The sequence below is a fragment of the Natrinema amylolyticum genome, from assembly GCF_020515625.1.
Taxonomy (GTDB): Archaea; Halobacteriota; Halobacteria; order Halobacteriales; family Natrialbaceae; genus Natrinema; species Natrinema amylolyticum.
This window is the reverse complement of record NZ_JAIWPJ010000002.1, coordinates 491640-508763: the sequence shown is the minus strand read 5'-3', so window position 1 is coordinate 508763 and position 17124 is coordinate 491640. Positions and strand designations below refer to the sequence as shown.

20 protein-coding genes are annotated in these 17124 nt (G+C 65.8%); 10 read left to right on the top strand and 10 right to left on the bottom strand.

The annotated features are described in order from the left end of the window. Positions 1-74 precede the first annotated feature (74 nt). Positions 75-1775, top strand: a complete 1701-nt coding sequence (locus LDH66_RS12800; RefSeq protein WP_226481461.1) for an acyl-CoA mutase large subunit family protein — start codon at positions 75-77, stop codon at positions 1773-1775. Between the two features lie 8 nt (positions 1776-1783). Here the strand turns inward: LDH66_RS12800 and LDH66_RS12795 are convergent, their stop codons facing one another. Together LDH66_RS12795 and LDH66_RS12790 are read right to left on the bottom strand one after the other, a co-directional pair. Next, positions 1784-2305: a hypothetical protein gene (locus LDH66_RS12795; protein WP_226481460.1), complete on the bottom strand. Its 522-nt coding sequence runs from the start codon at positions 2303-2305 to the stop codon at positions 1784-1786. A 151-nt stretch (positions 2306-2456) separates the two neighbouring features. Then, on the bottom strand, positions 2457-2720 hold the full coding sequence (locus LDH66_RS12790; RefSeq protein WP_226481459.1) for a DUF7520 family protein: 264 nt from the start codon (positions 2718-2720) through the stop codon (positions 2457-2459). Positions 2721-3003: 283 nt separating this feature from the next. On the opposite strand from LDH66_RS12790, the gene LDH66_RS12785 reads away from it, so the two are divergent. Then, a complete protein-coding gene (locus LDH66_RS12785) occupies positions 3004-3162 on the top strand; it encodes a hypothetical protein (protein WP_226481458.1) in 159 nt (52 codons plus the stop codon). Between the two features lie 147 nt (positions 3163-3309). Here the strand turns inward: LDH66_RS12785 and LDH66_RS12780 are convergent, their stop codons facing one another. The 5 genes from LDH66_RS12780 to LDH66_RS12760 are packed head-to-tail and all read right to left on the bottom strand — an operon-like array spanning position 3310 to position 8038. Further along, complete coding sequence (locus LDH66_RS12780; protein WP_226481457.1) at positions 3310-4008, bottom strand: ABC transporter ATP-binding protein; 699 nt, start codon at positions 4006-4008, stop codon at positions 3310-3312. Further along, positions 4008-4787, bottom strand: a complete 780-nt coding sequence (locus tag LDH66_RS12775; protein WP_226481456.1) for an ABC transporter ATP-binding protein — start codon at positions 4785-4787, stop codon at positions 4008-4010. Before LDH66_RS12775 ends, LDH66_RS12780 begins: the two co-directional genes overlap by 1 nt. After that, the gene (locus tag LDH66_RS12770; protein WP_226481455.1) at positions 4787-5893 is read right to left on the bottom strand and encodes an ABC transporter permease subunit; all 1107 of its coding nucleotides are present in this window, start codon (positions 5891-5893) and stop codon (positions 4787-4789) included. Before LDH66_RS12770 ends, LDH66_RS12775 begins: the two co-directional genes overlap by 1 nt. Beyond that, positions 5890-6771: an urea ABC transporter, permease protein UrtB gene (gene urtB, locus LDH66_RS12765; RefSeq protein WP_226481454.1), complete on the bottom strand. Its 882-nt coding sequence runs from the start codon at positions 6769-6771 to the stop codon at positions 5890-5892. The genes LDH66_RS12770 and urtB overlap by 4 nt, the downstream gene beginning before the upstream one ends. A 1-nt stretch (position 6772) precedes the next feature. Beyond that, complete coding sequence (locus tag LDH66_RS12760; RefSeq protein ID WP_226481453.1) at positions 6773-8038, bottom strand: urea ABC transporter substrate-binding protein; 1266 nt, start codon at positions 8036-8038, stop codon at positions 6773-6775. 1180 nt (positions 8039-9218) lie between these two features. On the opposite strand from LDH66_RS12760, the gene LDH66_RS12755 reads away from it, so the two are divergent. From LDH66_RS12755 to LDH66_RS22970, 8 genes are all read left to right on the top strand, one after another. Then, positions 9219-9605 (top strand): urease subunit beta, encoded by a 387-nt coding sequence (locus tag LDH66_RS12755; RefSeq protein WP_226481452.1) that lies wholly within the window; start codon positions 9219-9221, stop codon positions 9603-9605. After that, positions 9602-11308 (top strand): urease subunit alpha, encoded by a 1707-nt coding sequence (gene ureC, locus LDH66_RS12750; RefSeq protein WP_226481451.1) that lies wholly within the window; start codon positions 9602-9604, stop codon positions 11306-11308. Before LDH66_RS12755 ends, ureC begins: the two co-directional genes overlap by 4 nt. Before the next feature lie 142 nt (positions 11309-11450). After that, positions 11451-11897, top strand: coding sequence for an urease subunit gamma (locus tag LDH66_RS12745; protein ID WP_425492951.1), 447 nt, complete (start codon positions 11451-11453; stop codon positions 11895-11897). After that, positions 11897-12517 carry an urease accessory protein UreG gene (gene ureG / locus LDH66_RS12740; RefSeq protein WP_226481449.1) on the top strand — a complete coding sequence of 207 codons (621 nt, stop codon included), beginning with the start codon at positions 11897-11899 and terminating at the stop codon, positions 12515-12517. The genes LDH66_RS12745 and ureG overlap by 1 nt, the downstream gene beginning before the upstream one ends. Continuing rightward, on the top strand, positions 12514-13524 hold the full coding sequence (locus tag LDH66_RS12735) for an urease accessory protein UreD (protein WP_226481448.1): 1011 nt from the start codon (positions 12514-12516) through the stop codon (positions 13522-13524). The genes ureG and LDH66_RS12735 overlap by 4 nt, the downstream gene beginning before the upstream one ends. Continuing rightward, complete coding sequence (ureE, locus tag LDH66_RS12730; RefSeq protein ID WP_226481447.1) at positions 13524-14144, top strand: urease accessory protein UreE; 621 nt, start codon at positions 13524-13526, stop codon at positions 14142-14144. The genes LDH66_RS12735 and ureE overlap by 1 nt, the downstream gene beginning before the upstream one ends. Continuing rightward, positions 14134-14898 (top strand): urease accessory protein UreF, encoded by a 765-nt coding sequence (locus LDH66_RS12725; RefSeq protein WP_226481446.1) that lies wholly within the window; start codon positions 14134-14136, stop codon positions 14896-14898. Before ureE ends, LDH66_RS12725 begins: the two co-directional genes overlap by 11 nt. 77 nt (positions 14899-14975) lie before the next feature. Continuing rightward, positions 14976-15104, top strand: coding sequence for a hypothetical protein (locus tag LDH66_RS22970; RefSeq protein WP_264182497.1), 129 nt, complete (start codon positions 14976-14978; stop codon positions 15102-15104). Between the two features lie 29 nt (positions 15105-15133). Here the strand turns inward: LDH66_RS22970 and LDH66_RS12720 are convergent, their stop codons facing one another. From LDH66_RS12720 to LDH66_RS12710, 3 genes are all read right to left on the bottom strand, one after another. Continuing rightward, positions 15134-15382 (bottom strand): DUF6684 family protein, encoded by a 249-nt coding sequence (locus LDH66_RS12720; RefSeq protein WP_226481445.1) that lies wholly within the window; start codon positions 15380-15382, stop codon positions 15134-15136. A 49-nt stretch (positions 15383-15431) separates the two neighbouring features. After that, entirely contained in the window at positions 15432-15851 is a 420-nt protein-coding gene (locus LDH66_RS12715; RefSeq protein ID WP_226481444.1) for a DUF7541 family protein, read from the bottom strand. Between the two features lie 142 nt (positions 15852-15993). Then, positions 15994-17058, bottom strand: a complete 1065-nt coding sequence (locus LDH66_RS12710) for a polyprenyl synthetase family protein (RefSeq protein WP_226481443.1) — start codon at positions 17056-17058, stop codon at positions 15994-15996. Between the last annotated feature and the right edge of the window lie 66 nt (positions 17059-17124).

The window sequence follows — 17124 nt, the reverse complement described above, 5'->3', positions numbered from 1 at the left end:
AGAGGCGGTAGCGCGGTTCTCAGGCCGATCGATCGCCCCGAACCTTCATTGCCCTGTCGGCAAATATTACGTCCATGTACGACGATGAGGATCTCGAGGAGATTCGCGACGCGGGCGAGCAGTGGGAGGAAGAGACCCTCGAGCCGACCCTCGAGCGCCGCGGCGAGCGACGGGAGCGGTTCGCGACGGTATCGAACCACGAGGTCGACCGGCTCTACACCCCCGACGACGTTTCGGATCTCGACTACCTCGAGGACTTGGGATTCCCGGGCGAGGAACCCTACACGCGGGGGCCGTACCCGACGATGTACCGCGGGCGGACGTGGACGATGCGCCAGTTCGCCGGCTTCGGAACGGCGGAGGAGACCAACGAGCGTTTTCACTACCTGATCGACGAGGGTCAGACCGGCCTCTCCGTCGCGTTCGATATGCCCTCCCTGATGGGGCTCGATTCGGACGATCCGATGAGCGAGGGCGAGATCGGCAAGGAGGGCGTCGCGGTCGACACGCTTCGAGACATGGAGATCCTCTTCGACGGGATCGACTTGGAGGAAATTTCGACGTCCTTTACGATCAACCCCTCCGCGCCGGTGATCTACGCGATGTACATCGCGCTGGCCGACCGGCGGGGCGTGCCTCGCGAGAAGCTGCGCGGGACCCTCCAGAACGACATGTTCAAGGAGTTCATCGCTCAGAAGGAGTGGGTGATCCCGCCGGATCCGTCGCTCGATCTCGTGACGGACGTCCTCGAGTTCAGTACGGCCGAGACGCCGAAGTTCCACCCGATCTCGGTCTCGGGCTATCACATCCGCGAGGCGGGTTCGACGGCGGTCCAGGAGCTCGCCTTCACCCTCGCGGACGGCTTCGGCTACGCCGAGGACGCGATGGATCGGGGGCTCGACGTCGACGAGTTCGCGCCGCGGCTCTCCTTTTTCTTCAACTGCCACAACTCCTTCTTCGAGGAAATCGCGAAGTTCCGGGCAGCGCGCCGGATCTACGCGCGGGTGATGGACGACTGGTACGGCGCGGAGGCCGACGAGTCCAAGCGACTCAAGTTCCACACCCAGACCGCGGGCCAGTCACTGACGGCCCAGCAGCCGCTGAACAACGTCGCTCGGGTGACGATTCAGGCGCTGGCCGGCGTCCTCGGGGGCACCCAGTCGCTGCACACCAACAGCTTCGACGAGGCGCTCGCCCTGCCCGGCGAGAAGGCCGTTCGAGTCGCACTGCGGACCCAGCAGATCATCGCCGACGAGTCCGGCGCGGCGGACATCGTCGACCCCATGGGCGGCTCCTTCGCCGTCGAGACGCTCACGAACGAGATCGAGGAGCGGACGATGCGCTACATCGAGGAGATCCGGGAGATGGGCGACGGCTCGGTCCGCGACGGCATTCTCAACGGAATCGAGGACGGCTACTTCCTCCGGGAGATCCAGGACGCGTCCTACGAGTACCAGGAACGCGTCGAGCGCGGCGAGGAGGTCGTCGTCGGCGTCAACAAGTACACGCTCGAGGAGGACACCAGCCCCGACATCCTCCAGATCGACGAGACCACGGCCGAACGGCAGCTCGGCCGGCTCGAGGACGTGAAGGCGGACCGAGACGACGCGGCCGTCGAGGCGGCGCTCGAGGCGCTTCGCGAGGCCAGCGAGCGCGGCGAGAACACGATGCCGTATATCGTCGACGCAGTGAAGGCCTACGCGACGATGGGCGAGATCATGGGCGTCTTCGAGGACCTGTACGGAGCGTACAGCGAGAACCTCGGACTGGCGTAAGTCACGCGTCAAGGGTTCCACCGGTGAATCGCATCCGATAGTACCGTCGCGAGCCACATCATCCACGCGACGCTGCAGACGAGGCCGAGAACCACGGCCCAGTTGAACCGGATTCCGAGGGGAAAAAGCAGGACGAACGGCAGTCCCAATAGGCCGAGCGGGACGGACAATCGCTCACCGACCCACGCTGGCCCGACTCCCGCGAGTGTGACGACGGCCCACAGGAACGTGAGCGAGAGGAATACGGCGAAGACGACCAGCGAAGTGTCGTCGGGCCGGAAGACGCGCTGATACCGAGGTGCTTCGCGCTCGTCGTCGACATCCGACCGCCTGCGAACGACCCTCGCGACCGCGACCGCGAACGCAGCCGATCCGACGATCGATGCGACGAGTCCACCCGCAATGAGCGCGACCGATGGTTCCGTCGACGGTGGAAGTTGAGCGGTCGTGAAATTCCGATTGACGTACCAGACCGCCGGAAACAGGATAGCAAAGAACGGGACGACTGCCGCCCGGAGAACATCGTTCATTCAACTGATCCGACGAGTGCAGGTACTGTAAGTGTTCGCTCACGACGGTAGCGGACGAAACGAAGTTGCTCGCTGGCAACAGAAGTCACCCGTCGACGATCTCGGGTCGTGCTCCCGCTAGCCGGCGACGTGTCGGGCGCTGGACGGTCCGTCACGTTGCATCATCGAACCGAGAGAGACCGACGACGACGAGTCCAAGCATCACCAACAGCGCGCCCACGGCAACAGCACCGTAGACGGCGAGCGTAACCGGCGAGACGGGGACTACGATCGAACGGACAGTGATCTCCTCGAGGCCGGTCCGGGCGGGCAGGGTCGCACCGAGCAGCGCGCCGAAGGCGGCGGTCGCAGTGACGAGCGCGATGGCGAGGGCGACGACGGCCCGCCGTCCCGCTATGGTTCGAGCATCGAGCACGACTGTCTGTACACCGTCCCGAAAGGTGGCGTTTGCGCCGGAGCAGTCAGTCGGATCGCGACCGGCGTATCGGGATGATCCGCCACACGGACGGTATCGGGTTCCGTTCACGTCGACACCGAACTGGCGGTGTGTCCATTTCGATCGCCGTCGATTGCCGTGTCGGTCACCGTTCCGGCTCGGTCCCGAGCGGTGGTGTTCGTTCGTACAGAAAGCGGTGTGGTCGATGGTAAATATGGCCGTCATCCGGATATTCACGGCCGTTATGGCCATGGAAACGCGTATGCTCGACACCCTACTGCACACCGGTGCACAGCACCCCGATCTCCTCTGGATACTGGTCCCGAGTTTCCTCTCGTTCGTCGCGGGGCTCGGCATCGCGTCGTACTCGGATCGACTGCGCGAGCAAACCAGTTCCGGACGGCCCGCGTCGGACGACTGACGGCGATCGCTCGTCGAGTTGCGGTCAGTTTCTGCCGCTGATATCCACGAACGGCTATCCGACGAACACGTGCTATCGGGAGAACGAGTGCGGTGCGTTCGATCTCGAGGACGTCGACTGATCCGATATCCAGTCCCGGAATCGCCGTTAGACGGCCAGATACTCCGTCACGGCCTCTCTCGACTCGAGTCGGTCGGCGTCGAGTTCGTCGACGATCGTTCCCTTGTCGATGGCGTAGCAGCGCTCGGCGAGGTGCTGGACGACGTGAAGGTTCTGTTCAACGAAGCAGATCGTCGTCCCCAACTCCTCGTTGACTCGCTGCAGGTCGCGGGTGATGTCCTGGACGATCGACGGCTGGACGCCCTCGGACGGTTCGTCCAGCAGGAGGAGGTCCGGGTTCCCGACCAGCGCGCGGCCGATCGCGAGCATCTGCTGTTGGCCGCCGCTCATCGTCCCCGCGTCCTGGTCCCGTCGCTCCTCGAGGATGGGGAAGTAATCGTAGACGGCCTCGTACTGGAGGTCGTCGTTGCCCTCGTTGATCGTCTCACCCATCCGCAAGTTCTCTTCGACGGTCAACTCGGGGAAGACGTCCCGTCCCTGCGGAATGTAGCCCATCCCGTGGCGAGCGCGGACGTCCGCCGAGGCATCGGTGACGTCCTCCCCGTCGAAGGTTATCGCGCCGTCATCGGCCTCGAGCAGCCCCATGACGGCCTTGACGAGCGTCGTTTTGCCGACGCCGTTTTTCCCCATGATGCCGACGATCTCTCCGTCGTCGACGCTCACGTCGACGTCGCGGAGGATCGGTGTCTTGCCGTACGAGACGCGTAGGTCGGTAATATCGAGCATTAGGTATCCTCTCCCAGGTAGATCCGCTTGACCTCCGGATCGGCTTTGACCTCCTCGATCGAGCCTTCGGTGAAGATCTCGCCCTGATCGAGGACAGTCACGCGGTCGGCGATCGTTTCGACGAAGTCGATGTCGTGTTCGATGACGATGAACGCCACGCCCTCCTCGTCCTGAATCGTCCGCAGTAGGTCCGCGATTTCGGCCGTCTCCTCGACGGAGAGGCCGGCGACCGGCTCGTCGAGCAACATGAGTTTCGGCTCGAGGGCCATCGCCATCGCGATCTCGAGGCGCTGTTGCTGGCCGTGAGACAGGTTCGCGGCGGTGTCGTCGATTTCGGCCAGCAGATCGAACTGTGCGAGGAGTTCGCGGGTCCGCGATTCGAACGCGTCGGACTCGACGATGCGTTGCAGCGGGATCCGCAGGTTCTGGCGCACGGTGAGGTCCTCGTAGAGGCTCGGCACCTGGAACTTCATGCTGATCCCGCGGTCGACGCGTTCGTGCGAGGGCAGCCCCGTGATCTCGGTCCCGTCGTAGTAGATCGAGCCCGCGGTGGGCTCGAGTTGCCCCGTGATCAGGTTGAGGAACGTGCTCTTGCCGGCCCCGTTCGGGCCGATGAGACAGCGCAGTTCCCCTTCTTCGATGGCGAAGTCGACGTCGTCGGTCGCGGTGAGGCCGCCGAACTCCTTGCGCAGGTCGCGGGTCTGGAGGATTCGGGAGGACCCCTCGCCGGTCTCGTCGACGGCCTGCGTGGTCTTGACGGTCGGATCGCTGATCCCCATCAGTCGCTCACCTCCTCGGCCGCCGCGGGCGGATCGGTCGGCTCCGGCGTCGACCGGTACTCGACGAGCATCGTTCGGAGCCGCGGTGCGATCCCTTCGGGCATCAGCAGGACGACGACGACCAGCAGGACGCCGATGAAGACCAGCGCCCACTCGCTGCCCGAGAGGGCCAGCCAGTAGTCGACGACCTGAATGGTCAGCGCGGCGCTGACGGTCCCGAGCAGCGACGTGCGGCCGCCGACGCTGGCCCAGACGACTGGCAGCGCCGCGGCGGTAATGCCGAAGACGCTCGGATCGATGTAGTTGTTCTGCGCGGTGAACAACACGCCGGCGAGGCCGGCGATCGCGCCGCCGATAGTGAACACGGTCAGCTTGATGAACGTCGTGTTGTAGCCGAACATCTCGGTCCTGGTCTCGTCCTCGCGGGTCGCGACCATCGCGTAGCCGAACCGGCCGTTGACGAGCGCGCGGAGCCCGAGGTAGGTCGCGACGAGCGCGCCGAGCGTGACGTAGTAGTGCGCGACGATCCCGATCTCGAGGCCCGTCGAACCGACGCCGAGGCCGAGATCCGGCACGCCGCTCATACCGTTGAACCCGCCGAGACGGGCGTCGCCGATCGCCCACTCGCCGCCCGCGGTCTGGCCCATGAACGTGTACAGGACCAGCGTCACGACGAGCGTGAGGATCGTCACGTAGACGTCCCGAACCCCGCCGTAGAACATGAAGTACCCGAGCGCGGCGGCGAAGCCGGTCGAGGCGAGCAGCGCCGCGAGCAGTCCCAGGGTGGGCCCCGAGAACGACGCGACGTTGATCGCGACGACGCCGAAGGTGTAGCCGCCGATGCCGAAGAAGGCCACCTGTCCGAAGCTGAGGATGCCACAGTAGCCCCAGATGAAACAGAGGCTCATGCCGAGCAGCGCGTACGCGAGGAACACTGCCCCGGTCGCGGCGGCGTACTGGCCGAAGAGGACCGGTGCGGCCGCGAGTAGGGCGACGGCGGCCACGAACCCGAGCCAGAACGCGGGCGAGTTCCCCATCGTGTTCGGCCCCTCGAACGGTCGCCGGAGCCCTGCCAAGAGGCCCCGATCGGACGAGCCGGTGCTCATTCGCTCTCACCCCATTTCTGTCGGACGTCTTCGAGCAAGCCGGTGATCCCGTCGGGCATCAGCCGAATGGCGACGATCGCGGCGACGAGCATCGCGACCTGTCCCATGAACGTCCCGGCGACGTTCGTCACCGCGGCGTTGACCGACCCGAGGAAACCGCTGGCGAGGATCGTTCCGACGAGGACGCTCGAGCCGCCGACGACGACGGTGACGAACGCCTCGACGAGGAACGTCGAGCCGTACTCGGGCGTGACCGTCAACACCGGCGCGTACAGCGCGCCCGTCAGCCCCGCGAGCGCGGAGCCGATGCCGAACGTCGCCGTGTACATGCGTTCCGTGTCAACGCCCATGCTGCGGGCGGTCGCCTCGTCCTGCATGGTCGCGCGTGCGCGGACGCCGAAGTCGGTCCACATGAACAGGGCGTAGAGCCCGGCCAGCACCGAGACGGCGATCACGGCGAGCACGAAGTAGTAGGTCGGCGCGTCGACGGCGCTCACCTCGCCGAAGGGGATGCCGATCCCTGGCGCGGAGTTGCCGAAGACGATGCGGACCAGCTGGATCACCACGATGGAGATCCCCCAGGTGACGACCATCGAGTCGAGCAGCCGGCCGTAGAGCCGGCGGATGATGAAGCGCTCGAGGACGAGTCCGAAGGCGGTCGTCGCGAGGACGCCGAGCGCGATTGCCAGCGCGAGCGGGACGCCGGCGGCGACGGCGAACGTCGTCGCGTAGGCACCGACGAGGATGAACTCGCCGTGAGCGAGGTTGATGATCCCCATCATCCCGAAGATGACCGCGAGCCCGACCGTCGCGAGGACGATGAACGCGAAGATTTCGACGAACTCGAAGCCGAGTCCGAGGAGTTCGGTCGCGGCCATCTCAGATCCCTCCGTAGACGTCTTGTGGTTCGTACTGGGTCCGTTCGGGGTCATTCGGCAGGTCGCAGCCGACGTCCTGCAGGAACGACGGTTCGATCTGCTGTTCCTCGTCGAAGGTCAACTCGTGATTCTCGTCGGCGTGGCCGACGCGCATGTTATGTACCATGTGGTGTGTCTTCGGATCCAGCCTGATGTCACCCTCCGGAGCCTCGATCTCGATGCCCGACTCGAGTTCCGCGATGACGGCGTCCTGGTCGAACGTCCCGGCGCGCTCGACCGCTTCCTTGTACATGTAGACCGAGAAATAGTTGTTCTGGGCCTCCTGATTGAGGTACTCGGCGTCGTCCCAGCGCTCGTAGTAGCGCTCGACGAAGTCCGCGTTGCGATCGGTCGGTAGCTCTTCCATGTAGTTGACGCCGACGTACATGTCGGACAGCGCTGGCGGATCGAGCCGCAGGTGTTCGTACCCCTGTGCCATCGTCGTCGAGGAGCCGATCGGGATCTCGAGGCCGCTCGCGGCCCGCTGCTCGTAGAACGAGCTGTGGTTCTGCCCGACGAGCATCGACATCACGAAGTCGGCGTCCGACGCCTGGATGTTGTTGATCGTCGACCCGAACTGGGTCTCGCCCAGCGGAATGTACTCCTCGCCGACGACCTCGGCGTCGTGTTCGTCCGCGATGAGTTTTACCCAGTCACCCGAGAGCTGTCCGAAGTTGTAGTCCGCGGCGATCGTGTAGATTCGGTCGCCGTACTCCTCGATCAGGTACGGGACGACGGCACCCAGCTGCTGGCGGGCCGTCGCGCCGAGGGGAAACACCGTCTTATCGCAGACGCCGCCCTCGTACTGCGTCGTATAGAAATACAACTGTTCGTGATCGTTGATCAGCGGGCGGATCGCCTCTCGAGTCGCGCTCGAGTAGCCCGCCCAGAGCGCGTCGACGTCCTCCTTGTAGATCGCGTGGCGGGTGAGGTCCTGATAGCGCATATTATCGGACTGCGGGTCGGGCGCGAACACGTCGACCTCTCGGCCGAGGATACCGCCGTCCCGGTTGATCTCCTCGATCGCGAGCTTCGTCGTGCGGTACTTGGCCGTCCCCGTCAGGGCGAAGTCCCGCGATCTGTCCTCGAGGATGGCGACGGTCGGCGCGTCCGCTCCCGACTGGATGCCGAGGAGCCCCCCGTTCTGGACGCAGCCGCCGATCGATGTGAGCGCGCCGGCGGCCCCGCCTGCGAGGACGTCGCGGCGGGAGAGTGACCGGTCGGTCACGGGCGATCACCGGCGTCGGTTTCGCCGAACTGAAGCGATCGAGATGTCATCTCGACCCTCCATCTGACCCCATCGTTCGTTTAGCTGTGCCATCCGCGTACGAATATCGGATATTAGACCACGATTGTCCGATCATCATCCACACGCGGTGGAGAGAGAAGAGATATAAAAGGGTTCTCTCAAGATAGTACAACCGCTAGGGAGGACTACCGAACAGGTTAACCGAACGAAAGGCATCCAATGATGCCTATTATTGCGAACATTCGTAGATATACTACTATTTATCCGAACGTTCGTTTCCTATTACTCGCCGAACGAGCCGTCCGGCCCACCGTAGCGATCGCACGATGACCGTCCGAAACGACCGATACGGCGCTCGAGTGACCGTCTCTCGGACGGTCGACCGATCTGACAGATCCGTTTCGATCGACGGGACTCGAGCGTATCGAGGAATCGCAAGCGGAAGTTTCGCCGGAAGTACGCCCTCCCTGGGCGGATTCGAGAACCTAAATATTCGAATTGAACTCCGGGAACGGGAACGGACACTCGTTTCAGCGATCGATCTGCGGTGTCGGCAGCGCTCGAGACTGGTCTCGCGCTCCGGTCCGTTCGTTCTCCTGGTTTAGGGAACAATGTCCATTCCCCCTGGACAAAGACATATTATTCCGGTAGAAATTAAAATCCTGCCCAGTAGGTCAGTGGACGAGCGTGACTGTCATCGGGCTCCTCGAGATCGACTGGCGACCGTCGACCGATCGAAAATGCCGTTTTCACGGCTTTACTGGCGCGAATTCTGCCGACTGGTCGAAATTCGGTCGCTCGCCGTCGCCGCGAGCCGACGAGTCAGCGTTCGCGATCGGCTCACAGAGCGGCGACCGCTCCGGACGCGGTATCGGATTCCGGAGCGCGTCAGTTCGCTTCGAGATATCGAATTATATCCGAAATACGTTCACGAAGAGCTAAATTTGATACTTTATCTGTAATACGGGCGTTCCTAATATATATTTCCAGTCTCGAGGCGAAATACCGACTCTAATTCCGTATTTGGTAGACGTTCGTCCGATCTCTCGCAAATATTGTTGACCGCACGTGAATTTACGTCGGTCGTCCGCCCACACCACGATGTGATGAAGCCACGTTTTCCCGTTCGTTCCGGCGAGCCGACCGGAGTGATCGAGGGATGAGCGATATCGTTCCGGGCGAACTACTCCCGGCCGACGAGCCGGTGACGATAAACGAGGACCGGCCGACGGCGACGGTCACGGTTGAAAACACCGGTGATCGCCCCGTGCAGGTCGGCTCGCACTTTCACTTCTTCGAGGTCAACCCCGGCCTCGCGTTCGACCGCGAAACCGCCTACGGAACCCGACTGGACATTCCGGCGGGGACGGCGATCCGATTCGAGCCAGGAGTCGAACGCGAGGTTGACCTCGTCGATATCGGCGGCGATCGGATCGTCCGCGGGATGGGCGGACTGGTCGACGGCGACCTCGACGACGAGGACGTGAAAGCGACCGCGATGGAGCGCGCTCGAGAGCAGGGGTATCTCGCGGAGGAATCGCAATGAGTCGCGAGCTCCCGCGCGAGGAGTACACCGAACTGTTCGGCCCGACCGAGGGTGATCGGCTCCGGCTGGGCGATACGAACCTGCTGGCGAAGGTCGAGACCGACCACACCGTCCTCGGAGAGGAAGCTGTCTTCGGCGGCGGCAAGACCATGCGCGACGGGATGGGCATGCAATCGGGTACGACGCAGGCCGAGGGGGCGCTCGACTGGGCCTTTACGAACGTCGTGATCATCGATCCCGTGCTGGGCGTCCGGAAGGGCGATATCGGCGTCCGCAACGGGAAGATCGTCGGCGTCGGCAAGGCGGGCAACCCCGACACGATGGACGGCGTCGACATGGTGATCGGCCCGAGCACGGACACGATTCCGGCGGACGGGCTGATCGCGACGCCCGGCGCGCTCGACATTCACGTCCACTTCAACAGCCCGCAGTTGGTCGAACACGCCCTCGGTTCCGGCGTCACGACCATGCTCGGCGGCGGCTTCGGCGGCGGTGCGACGACGTGTACCCCGGGCCCGCGGAACATCCAGCGATTCCTGCAGGCCGCCGAAGACTGGCCCGTCAACGTCGGGTTCTACGGCAAGGGCAACAGCAGCGAGCCCGAAGCGCTCCGTGAACAGATCGAGGCGGGCGCGGCCGGGCTCAAACTCCACGAGGACTGGGGCTCGACCCCCGCCGCGATCGATACCTGCCTCGAGGTGGCCGACGAGGAGGACGTGCAGGTCTGCATCCACACGGATACCTTAAACGAGTCGGGCTTCGTCGAGGACACCTTCGACGCCATCGACGGCCGGGCGATCCACACGTTCCACATCGAGGGCGCGGGCGGCGGCCACGCGCCCGACGTGCTCGAGTTGATCGGCCACGAGCACATGCTGCCGTCATCGACGAACCCGTCGATGCCCTACACCGAGAACACGTTCGACGAGCACCTCGACATGGTGATGGTCTGCCATCACTTGAACCCCGACGTCCCCGAGGACGTGGCCTTCGCCGAGTCGCGCATTCGCGCGGAGACGCTGGGCGCGGAGGACGTGCTCCACGACACCGGTGCCATCTCGATGATGACCTCCGACTCCCAGGCGATGGGTCGCATGGCGGAGGTCATCAGCCGGACGTGGCAGACCGCCCACAAGATGAAGGCCCAGCGCGGCCCGCTCGAGGCCGACGAGGGGACCGACGCGGACAACGCTCGTATCCAGCGCTACGTCGCCAAGTACACGATCAACCCTGCGATCACCGCGGGCATCGACGACTACGTCGGCTCGCTCGAGCCGGGCAAGCTGGCGGACATCGCGCTGTGGGATCCGGCCTTCTTCGGCGTCAAGCCGAAGGCGGTCATCAAGGGCGGGTTCCCGGTCTGGTCCCAGATGGGCGAGGCCAACGGCTCGCTGATGACCTGCGAACCGGTCATCGGTCGCGAACGCGCCGGCGCGCAGGGCCGGGCGAAACACGGGCTCTCGGTATCGTTCGTCAGCGAGGCCGCCTACGAGAACGACGTCGGCGATGCCTACGACCTGAAGACGCCCGTTCGGCCCGTCAGCGACACCCGCGAGGTCCGGAAATCGGACATGGTCCACAACGACCACTGTCCGGACGACATCGAGATCGACGCCCAGACGTTCGAGGTCGAAGTGGACGACGAACACGTCACCTGCGACCCGGCCGACGAAATCCCGCTCGCACAGCGATACCTGCTCTGAATATGGACTCCCAAGACGCATCTCTGACGCTCACGACGGTTCCGACAGCATCGCCGCCGCAAGCACGACCGCACTCGGCCTCGAGCACGTTCGACGCGCTCGAGACCGACTCCGAACCGGAACGCGAGGTGAGCCGATGGGAATGAACCTCTCGCCGAAGGAGATGGAGCGGCTCACGGTGTTCATGGCCGCGGAACTCGCCCGACGGCGCAAGGATCGCGGCGTGAAACTCAACCACCCAGAGACGGTCGCCTACATCTCGGACTGGGCCTGCGAGGCCGCCCGCGAGGGCAAGTCCGTCTCGCAGATCCGCTCGGAGGCGACCCAGCTCCTGACTCGCGAGGACGTGATGGACGGCGTCCCGGAGATGGTCGACATGATCCAGATCGAGCCCGTCTTCCCCGACGGCACCAAGCTCGTCACGATCCACGATCCGATCCGAGCCGATAGTCACGAGCAACTCGAGACGGTCGATCCCGGTCCCGGTGAGGATCTCGAGGGTGGCGACGACGCGGGCGAACCCGGCGCAGCAGACGAGAGCGAAGCGCACACGACCGGTGGCGGCCCCGAACCCACGGAGGGAGACTGATGGGGTACCGAGACGTCGCGAAGGTCGGCCTCGGCGGTCCCGTCGGCTCGGGCAAGACGGCGATGGTTCGCCGATTGGTTCCCGAACTCGTCGACCGGGACTACGAGGTCGGCGTCATCGCCAACGACATCATGACCCAGGAGGACGCCGACGTCTTCCGCGAGTCCTTCGCCGACTTGCTCCCGGCGGACCTCGTCGAAGGGGTCGAGACCGGCGCCTGCCCGCACACGGGCATCCGCGAGGACCCGTCGATGAATCTCGCGGCCATCGACGAGTTCACCGAGCGCCACCCCGAACTGGATGTCGTCCTGATCGAGAGCGGCGGCGACAACCTCGCCGCGACGTTCAACCCCGAGCTCGCGGACTACTTCCTGTTCGTCATCTCGGTCGCGGAGGGCGAGGACATTCCGCGCAAGCGCGGCCCCGGCGTCACGCAGGCCGACCTCCTCGTGGTGAACAAGACCGACCTCGCACCCCACGTCGACGCCGATCTGGACGTGATCGAGGACGACGCGGCGACGGTCCGCGGCGAGGATCCGTTCGTCTTCACGAACTGCAAGTCCGGCGAGGGGATCGACGACGTCCTCGAACACGTCGAGCGGGAGGTGTTGTTCGCGTGAGCGCGGGCCGCTCGAGCGAACGTCCGGATGCGGCGCGGCTGCCGCCCGCCTTCGAGGGCTACGCCGACGAACCGCTCGCGCAGGCTCCCGCCGGCGGCCCGGGCAAGAACGGCCTGCTCGAGGCGACGTTCGCCCGCGAGGGCGACGGGCCGACCCGCATGGTCCGTGACCGGGTGAAGGTCCCCTACCATCTGACCGGGACGCTGGAGACGGATCCGGCACCCGGACTCGCGACGCTGGTTGCACAGGAGCCGACCGGGGGCGTGGCGCAGGGAGACCGCCATCGGATGGCCGTCGACGCGCAGGCCGGTGCCCGCGCGCACGTGACGACCCAGAGCGCGACGAAGGTCCACAGCATGGACGCGAACTACGCTCACCTCGACGCCTCGCTCCGGGTCGAGGCGGGCGGCCACCTCGAGTACGTGCCTGGACCGACGATCGTCAACGAGGACGCCCGGTGCCTCCAGACGGTGTCGGTCGACCTCGCACCCGATTCGGTGGTCGTCGTCGCGGACGTGCTCGTCCCGGACGGGCTGACCGACCACGAGTCGTTCGGCTTCGACCACTACCACGCGCGCGTCGAGGCAGCGTACGACGGTCGACTGGTCTGTGCCGACGCCGTCGATCTGCGCCCCGACGAACGCGATCCGCGGGATCCGGCCAGCGTCGGCGAGTACGGCGTCGTCGGATCGCTGTACGTCTTCGCACCGGGGAGCGGGGAGGACGATGGCGACGGTCGCCGGAGGAGCCACGACGGCGACGAGGAGGCGGCCGACGACTCGAGCCGGAATCCGGACCTCGAGGGACTCGTCGAGGCCGTTCACGATCGGCTCGCGGACCGAGCGGGCGTCCGGGTCGGGGTCTCGCGGCTCCCCGACGACGCCGGTGCGATCGTCCGACTGCTCGGCCATCGACAGACGGACGTGACCGAGGCGCTGCGCGGCGCGTGGGACGAAACGAGACGAGCGACGCTCGGGGTCGGCGCACCCGCCGACCGGCGATACTGATGGAGCGAATCGACGGCGTCGTCGGCAACGTCCACGCCGACGACGACCTCGCCGCGTCGCGCGCCGATCACGAGGAGAACGGGACCCTCGAGCGCGTCGTCATCGACGCGGACGAGCGGCGGCGCTCGCGGTTCCGGGCGACGACCGACGGCGGCACCGACGTCGGCGTCATCGTCGACGGGGCGGCGGTCTCGGCCGGCGACGTGCTGCTCGTCGAGGACGACCGGATGATCGTCGTCGCGTTCGAACCGGTGGACGCGCTCGCGATTTCGCTGCCCGAGGCGACGACCGAGGCGCTCGAGGCGGCGGTCGAACTCGGCCACCGCGTCGGCAACCAGCACTGGGACCTCGCCGTCGACGAGGGGACCGTCTACGTCCCGCTCGAGGCCGACCGCCACATCGTCGAGCGCGTCGTCGCCGACGTCGTCCCCGGCTCCGACGTCCGGGAGACGACCGTCGAGGCCGACCTGTTCGTGACGACCCTCGAAGACGAAACGCACGAGTCGGCCGACGGCCCCGATCACACACACGGGGCTGAACACGAACACGGTCACCCCCACGAGCAGGGCCAGTACAGTCACGGGCAGACGAACGACCGCGACCACACCCATGACCACTGACCCCAGTTCGTTCCTGACGGCGCTCCGACTCTCGGACTCGTTTCTCCCCGTCGGCGGGTACACGGCCTCCTACGGCCTCGAGCAGTACATCAACGAGGACCGGATCGAGGACGGCGAGGATCTCCGGGAACTGCTCGCGGCCTACCTACGGCGGGTGGTCGGCCCCTGCGAGACCGTCGCGCTGGCGAACGCCCACGCCGCCAGCGCCGCCGGCGACCGCCAGCGGCTGCTCGCCGTCGACGAGCGGCTCCATGCGGTGACGATGCCCCGGGAGTTCCGCGAGAGTTCGACGAAAGCGGGGGCGAAGCTCTGCGAACTGCTCGGCCCGGACGCGAGTCCGAGCGGAGCGAACGCTGGCGACGAGCGGGCGGCGCGGGCCGAATCGGCGTCACCGGCGGCCGACGGCGGCGACCTCACGGCCGCGTTCGCCGACGCGATTGAGACCGGCGCGACGCCGGGCCACTACCCGGTCGTCTTCGGCGTCGTGACACAGGCGCGCGGGCTCGAGCGACTCGAGGCCTGCCTCTCGCACGCGTACTCGTTCGTGACGGGGCTGCTCGGCGCGGCACAGCGGCTGGGTCGGTTCGGCCACACCGAGATCCAGTCGGTGCTCGAGGCGCTGGAGCCGGTGATCACCGCGGTCTGCGAGCGCCACGTCGACGACGACGCCGCGGCGATGGCCTCGTTCGCCCCGCTGGCCGAGATCATGGGGATGCGCCACGAACGCGCCGGGCGACGGCTGTTCATGAGCTAACGTCTCGTCCGTCGGCGCACCCTCACGAAGTACGCCCCTGGGAAACGCTCTTGTCAGACGGCGTTGTACCGCCGCCAGTGAGACCTGTGCGTTCCGACGCGAGCGATTCCGACCGGCGCTTCTCCGAGAAAGAGCTGTTCTTGTTCCTGCTGGTCGGGATCACAGTCATGATGGCGGTGACCGGGTTCGTCCTCATCATCAACTGACGCCGACGGCCGGCGACGGCGCGACCGGCCTACGTCTCGGACGTGTCGTGTCGCGTCCGGTCGTCGGTTTCGATCACGCGAGCCGCGAAATACGTCACGACCGCGAGCGTCCCCATCGTCACCAACAGGATCGCGAACTGGATCGTCGACTGGAGCGGGTCGAACCCCCACGGGTTGAACACCGCGAAGACCGCGACGAAGAACCCGATGATCAGGAACGGGATCACGTTGACTGCGAGGTCCAGTGCGATTTCCGCGTCGAAGGCGCGTCTGCTCATAGGAGTGGAGTGTCTGTGTCGAGTGAGTCGGTCGATGATCGGTTCCGGATCACGTCTCGACGCCGCGGCCGCCGTCGTTTTCGGTCCGTCGGGACCGTACCAACCCCGCCCCGACGACCGTCACGAGGCCGGCGAGGACGAGCGCGACGCCGCGACTCGTCAGCCCGGAGAGGGGCTCGAGGAGGTCGATCGGGAGCGCTCCGGTCCCGTGGGCCGTCAACACCGCGCCGACGGCGACGAACGCGACGCCGAACGCGGCGGCGAGCGTGAGCGGCCGCTCGACGTAGTCGGCGTCCGCGAGGATGCCGGCGACGCTCGCGGCGAAGACGACGAGGCCGGCGACGGCGACGGGAACGAGGTCGACGACGATGCCGACCTCCGAACCGACGAGTCCGACGGCGACGAGAACGTGCCACGGCCTCGCGGCGTCGGTCCGGTCGGCCGTCGACCGCCTCGAGTGATCTGCCATACCCGGGGTTCCACGTCGAGGGGGTAGTATCTGGCCCTACCCGTCGGATCGGACGACAGTCACCGGTTCCGAAAAACGAGCGCGATCGGCCGGGATTGCCACGGCGGTTTCGTGTGCGACCGGACGACGTCGCGCGGCGCAGCTATTCGTCGCGCTCGATGACGAACTCCGTGAACTCGTTCAACTTCCGGGTTGTCTCGTCGTCGAACTCCAGCCCGTCGATCGCGGCGCGAGCCTGGGCCGCCAGCTCGAGCGCTCGCTCGCGCGCGTAGTCGATGCTGCCGGCGTCCGCGAGGATCTCGAGGGCCTCAAGGATCTCGTCGTCGGTGTTGTCCTCGGTCTCGAGGATGTCCTGCAGCCGACGGGCGCGGTCGGGCTCGCTCTCCTGAATCGCGTGGATGACCATGAGAGTCTTCTTACCCTCGCGGATGTCGTTGCCGAACTCCTTGCCGAACTCGCCGGCTCGGCCCAGCGAGTGCTCGACGTCCAGGATGTCGTCGCCGATTTGGAAGGCGACGGCGGTCAGTTCCGCGTACTCGGCGACGGCCCGCTCGATCTCGGGGGGTTGGTCGGTGATGATCGCGGCGAGACGGGCCACGATCCGGCCGAGACAGCCGGTCTTGCACGCACACATCTCCAGATACTGGTCGGTCGTGATTCGAACCTCGCGCTCGTTGTGCCAGCAGATGTCCATCCCCTGACCGAGATGCGTTCGGTTGAGTTCGTGCATCAGCATCTCGTAGGCGGCCAGTCGCCGGTCGGCCGGGAGGTCAGCCGGGTTCCGCGTGAGAACCTTCAGCGGTAAGAAGTACATCGCGTTGCCGGCGTTGAGCGCGATATCGCGACCGTAGACGCGGTGCAGCGCCGGTTCGCCGCGCCGAATCGTCGCCCCGTCCTCGACGTCGTCGACGATGATCGTCCCGTTGTGCAGTATCTCCGGAATACAGGCGTAGGGCAAGTACTCGGCCGGATCCTCACCGAACCCCTCGACGAAGACGAGAAAGAGCACTGCGCGCCACCGCTTCCCGCCGCGATCGAGGAGATCCCACAGCGGCGTCGCCAGCGCGCGCTGGATACCGGTGGGATCGTACTCGTAGGTGGGCGTACCGAAGAAGGACTCGAGGTAGTCAGCGTCGATCTCTCGTGGGACCAGATCGGCGATCGCCTCGTCAACGGCCGGCCGCCAGTCGGCAAGCGTCTCCCGCATATCGTCTCCGAGACGGACCGGCGTAAAAAAGATTCGCAGTTTGTCGTGTCAACGAGTGATATCGAC

What these genes read in the sequence shown, in the direction of transcription:
- LDH66_RS12775 (WP_226481456.1), bottom strand. Translation starts at nt 4,787, where the DNA reads ATGGGGATCAGCGATCCGACCGTCAAGACCACGCAGGCCGTCGACGAG.
- LDH66_RS12785 (WP_226481458.1), top strand. Translation starts at nt 3,004, where the DNA reads ATGCTCGACACCCTACTGCACACCGGTGCACAGCACCCCGATCTCCTC.
- LDH66_RS12755 (WP_226481452.1), top strand. Translation starts at nt 9,219, where the DNA reads ATGAGCGATATCGTTCCGGGCGAACTACTCCCGGCCGACGAGCCGGTG.
- LDH66_RS12725 (WP_226481446.1), top strand. Translation starts at nt 14,134, where the DNA reads ATGACCACTGACCCCAGTTCGTTCCTGACGGCGCTCCGACTCTCGGAC.
- LDH66_RS12745 (WP_425492951.1), top strand. Translation starts at nt 11,451, where the DNA reads ATGAACCTCTCGCCGAAGGAGATGGAGCGGCTCACGGTGTTCATGGCC.
- LDH66_RS12720 (WP_226481445.1), bottom strand. Translation starts at nt 15,382, where the DNA reads ATGAGCAGACGCGCCTTCGACGCGGAAATCGCACTGGACCTCGCAGTC.
- LDH66_RS12795 (WP_226481460.1), bottom strand. Translation starts at nt 2,305, where the DNA reads ATGAACGATGTTCTCCGGGCGGCAGTCGTCCCGTTCTTTGCTATCCTG.
- ureC (WP_226481451.1), top strand. Translation starts at nt 9,602, where the DNA reads ATGAGTCGCGAGCTCCCGCGCGAGGAGTACACCGAACTGTTCGGCCCG.
- LDH66_RS12770 (WP_226481455.1), bottom strand. Translation starts at nt 5,893, where the DNA reads ATGAGCACCGGCTCGTCCGATCGGGGCCTCTTGGCAGGGCTCCGGCGA.
- LDH66_RS12800 (WP_226481461.1), top strand. Translation starts at nt 75, where the DNA reads ATGTACGACGATGAGGATCTCGAGGAGATTCGCGACGCGGGCGAGCAG.
- LDH66_RS12780 (WP_226481457.1), bottom strand. Translation starts at nt 4,008, where the DNA reads ATGCTCGATATTACCGACCTACGCGTCTCGTACGGCAAGACACCGATC.
- ureE (WP_226481447.1), top strand. Translation starts at nt 13,524, where the DNA reads ATGGAGCGAATCGACGGCGTCGTCGGCAACGTCCACGCCGACGACGAC.
- LDH66_RS12715 (WP_226481444.1), bottom strand. Translation starts at nt 15,851, where the DNA reads ATGGCAGATCACTCGAGGCGGTCGACGGCCGACCGGACCGACGCCGCG.
- ureG (WP_226481449.1), top strand. Translation starts at nt 11,897, where the DNA reads ATGGGGTACCGAGACGTCGCGAAGGTCGGCCTCGGCGGTCCCGTCGGC.
- LDH66_RS12710 (WP_226481443.1), bottom strand. Translation starts at nt 17,058, where the DNA reads ATGCGGGAGACGCTTGCCGACTGGCGGCCGGCCGTTGACGAGGCGATC.
- urtB (WP_226481454.1), bottom strand. Translation starts at nt 6,771, where the DNA reads ATGGCCGCGACCGAACTCCTCGGACTCGGCTTCGAGTTCGTCGAAATC.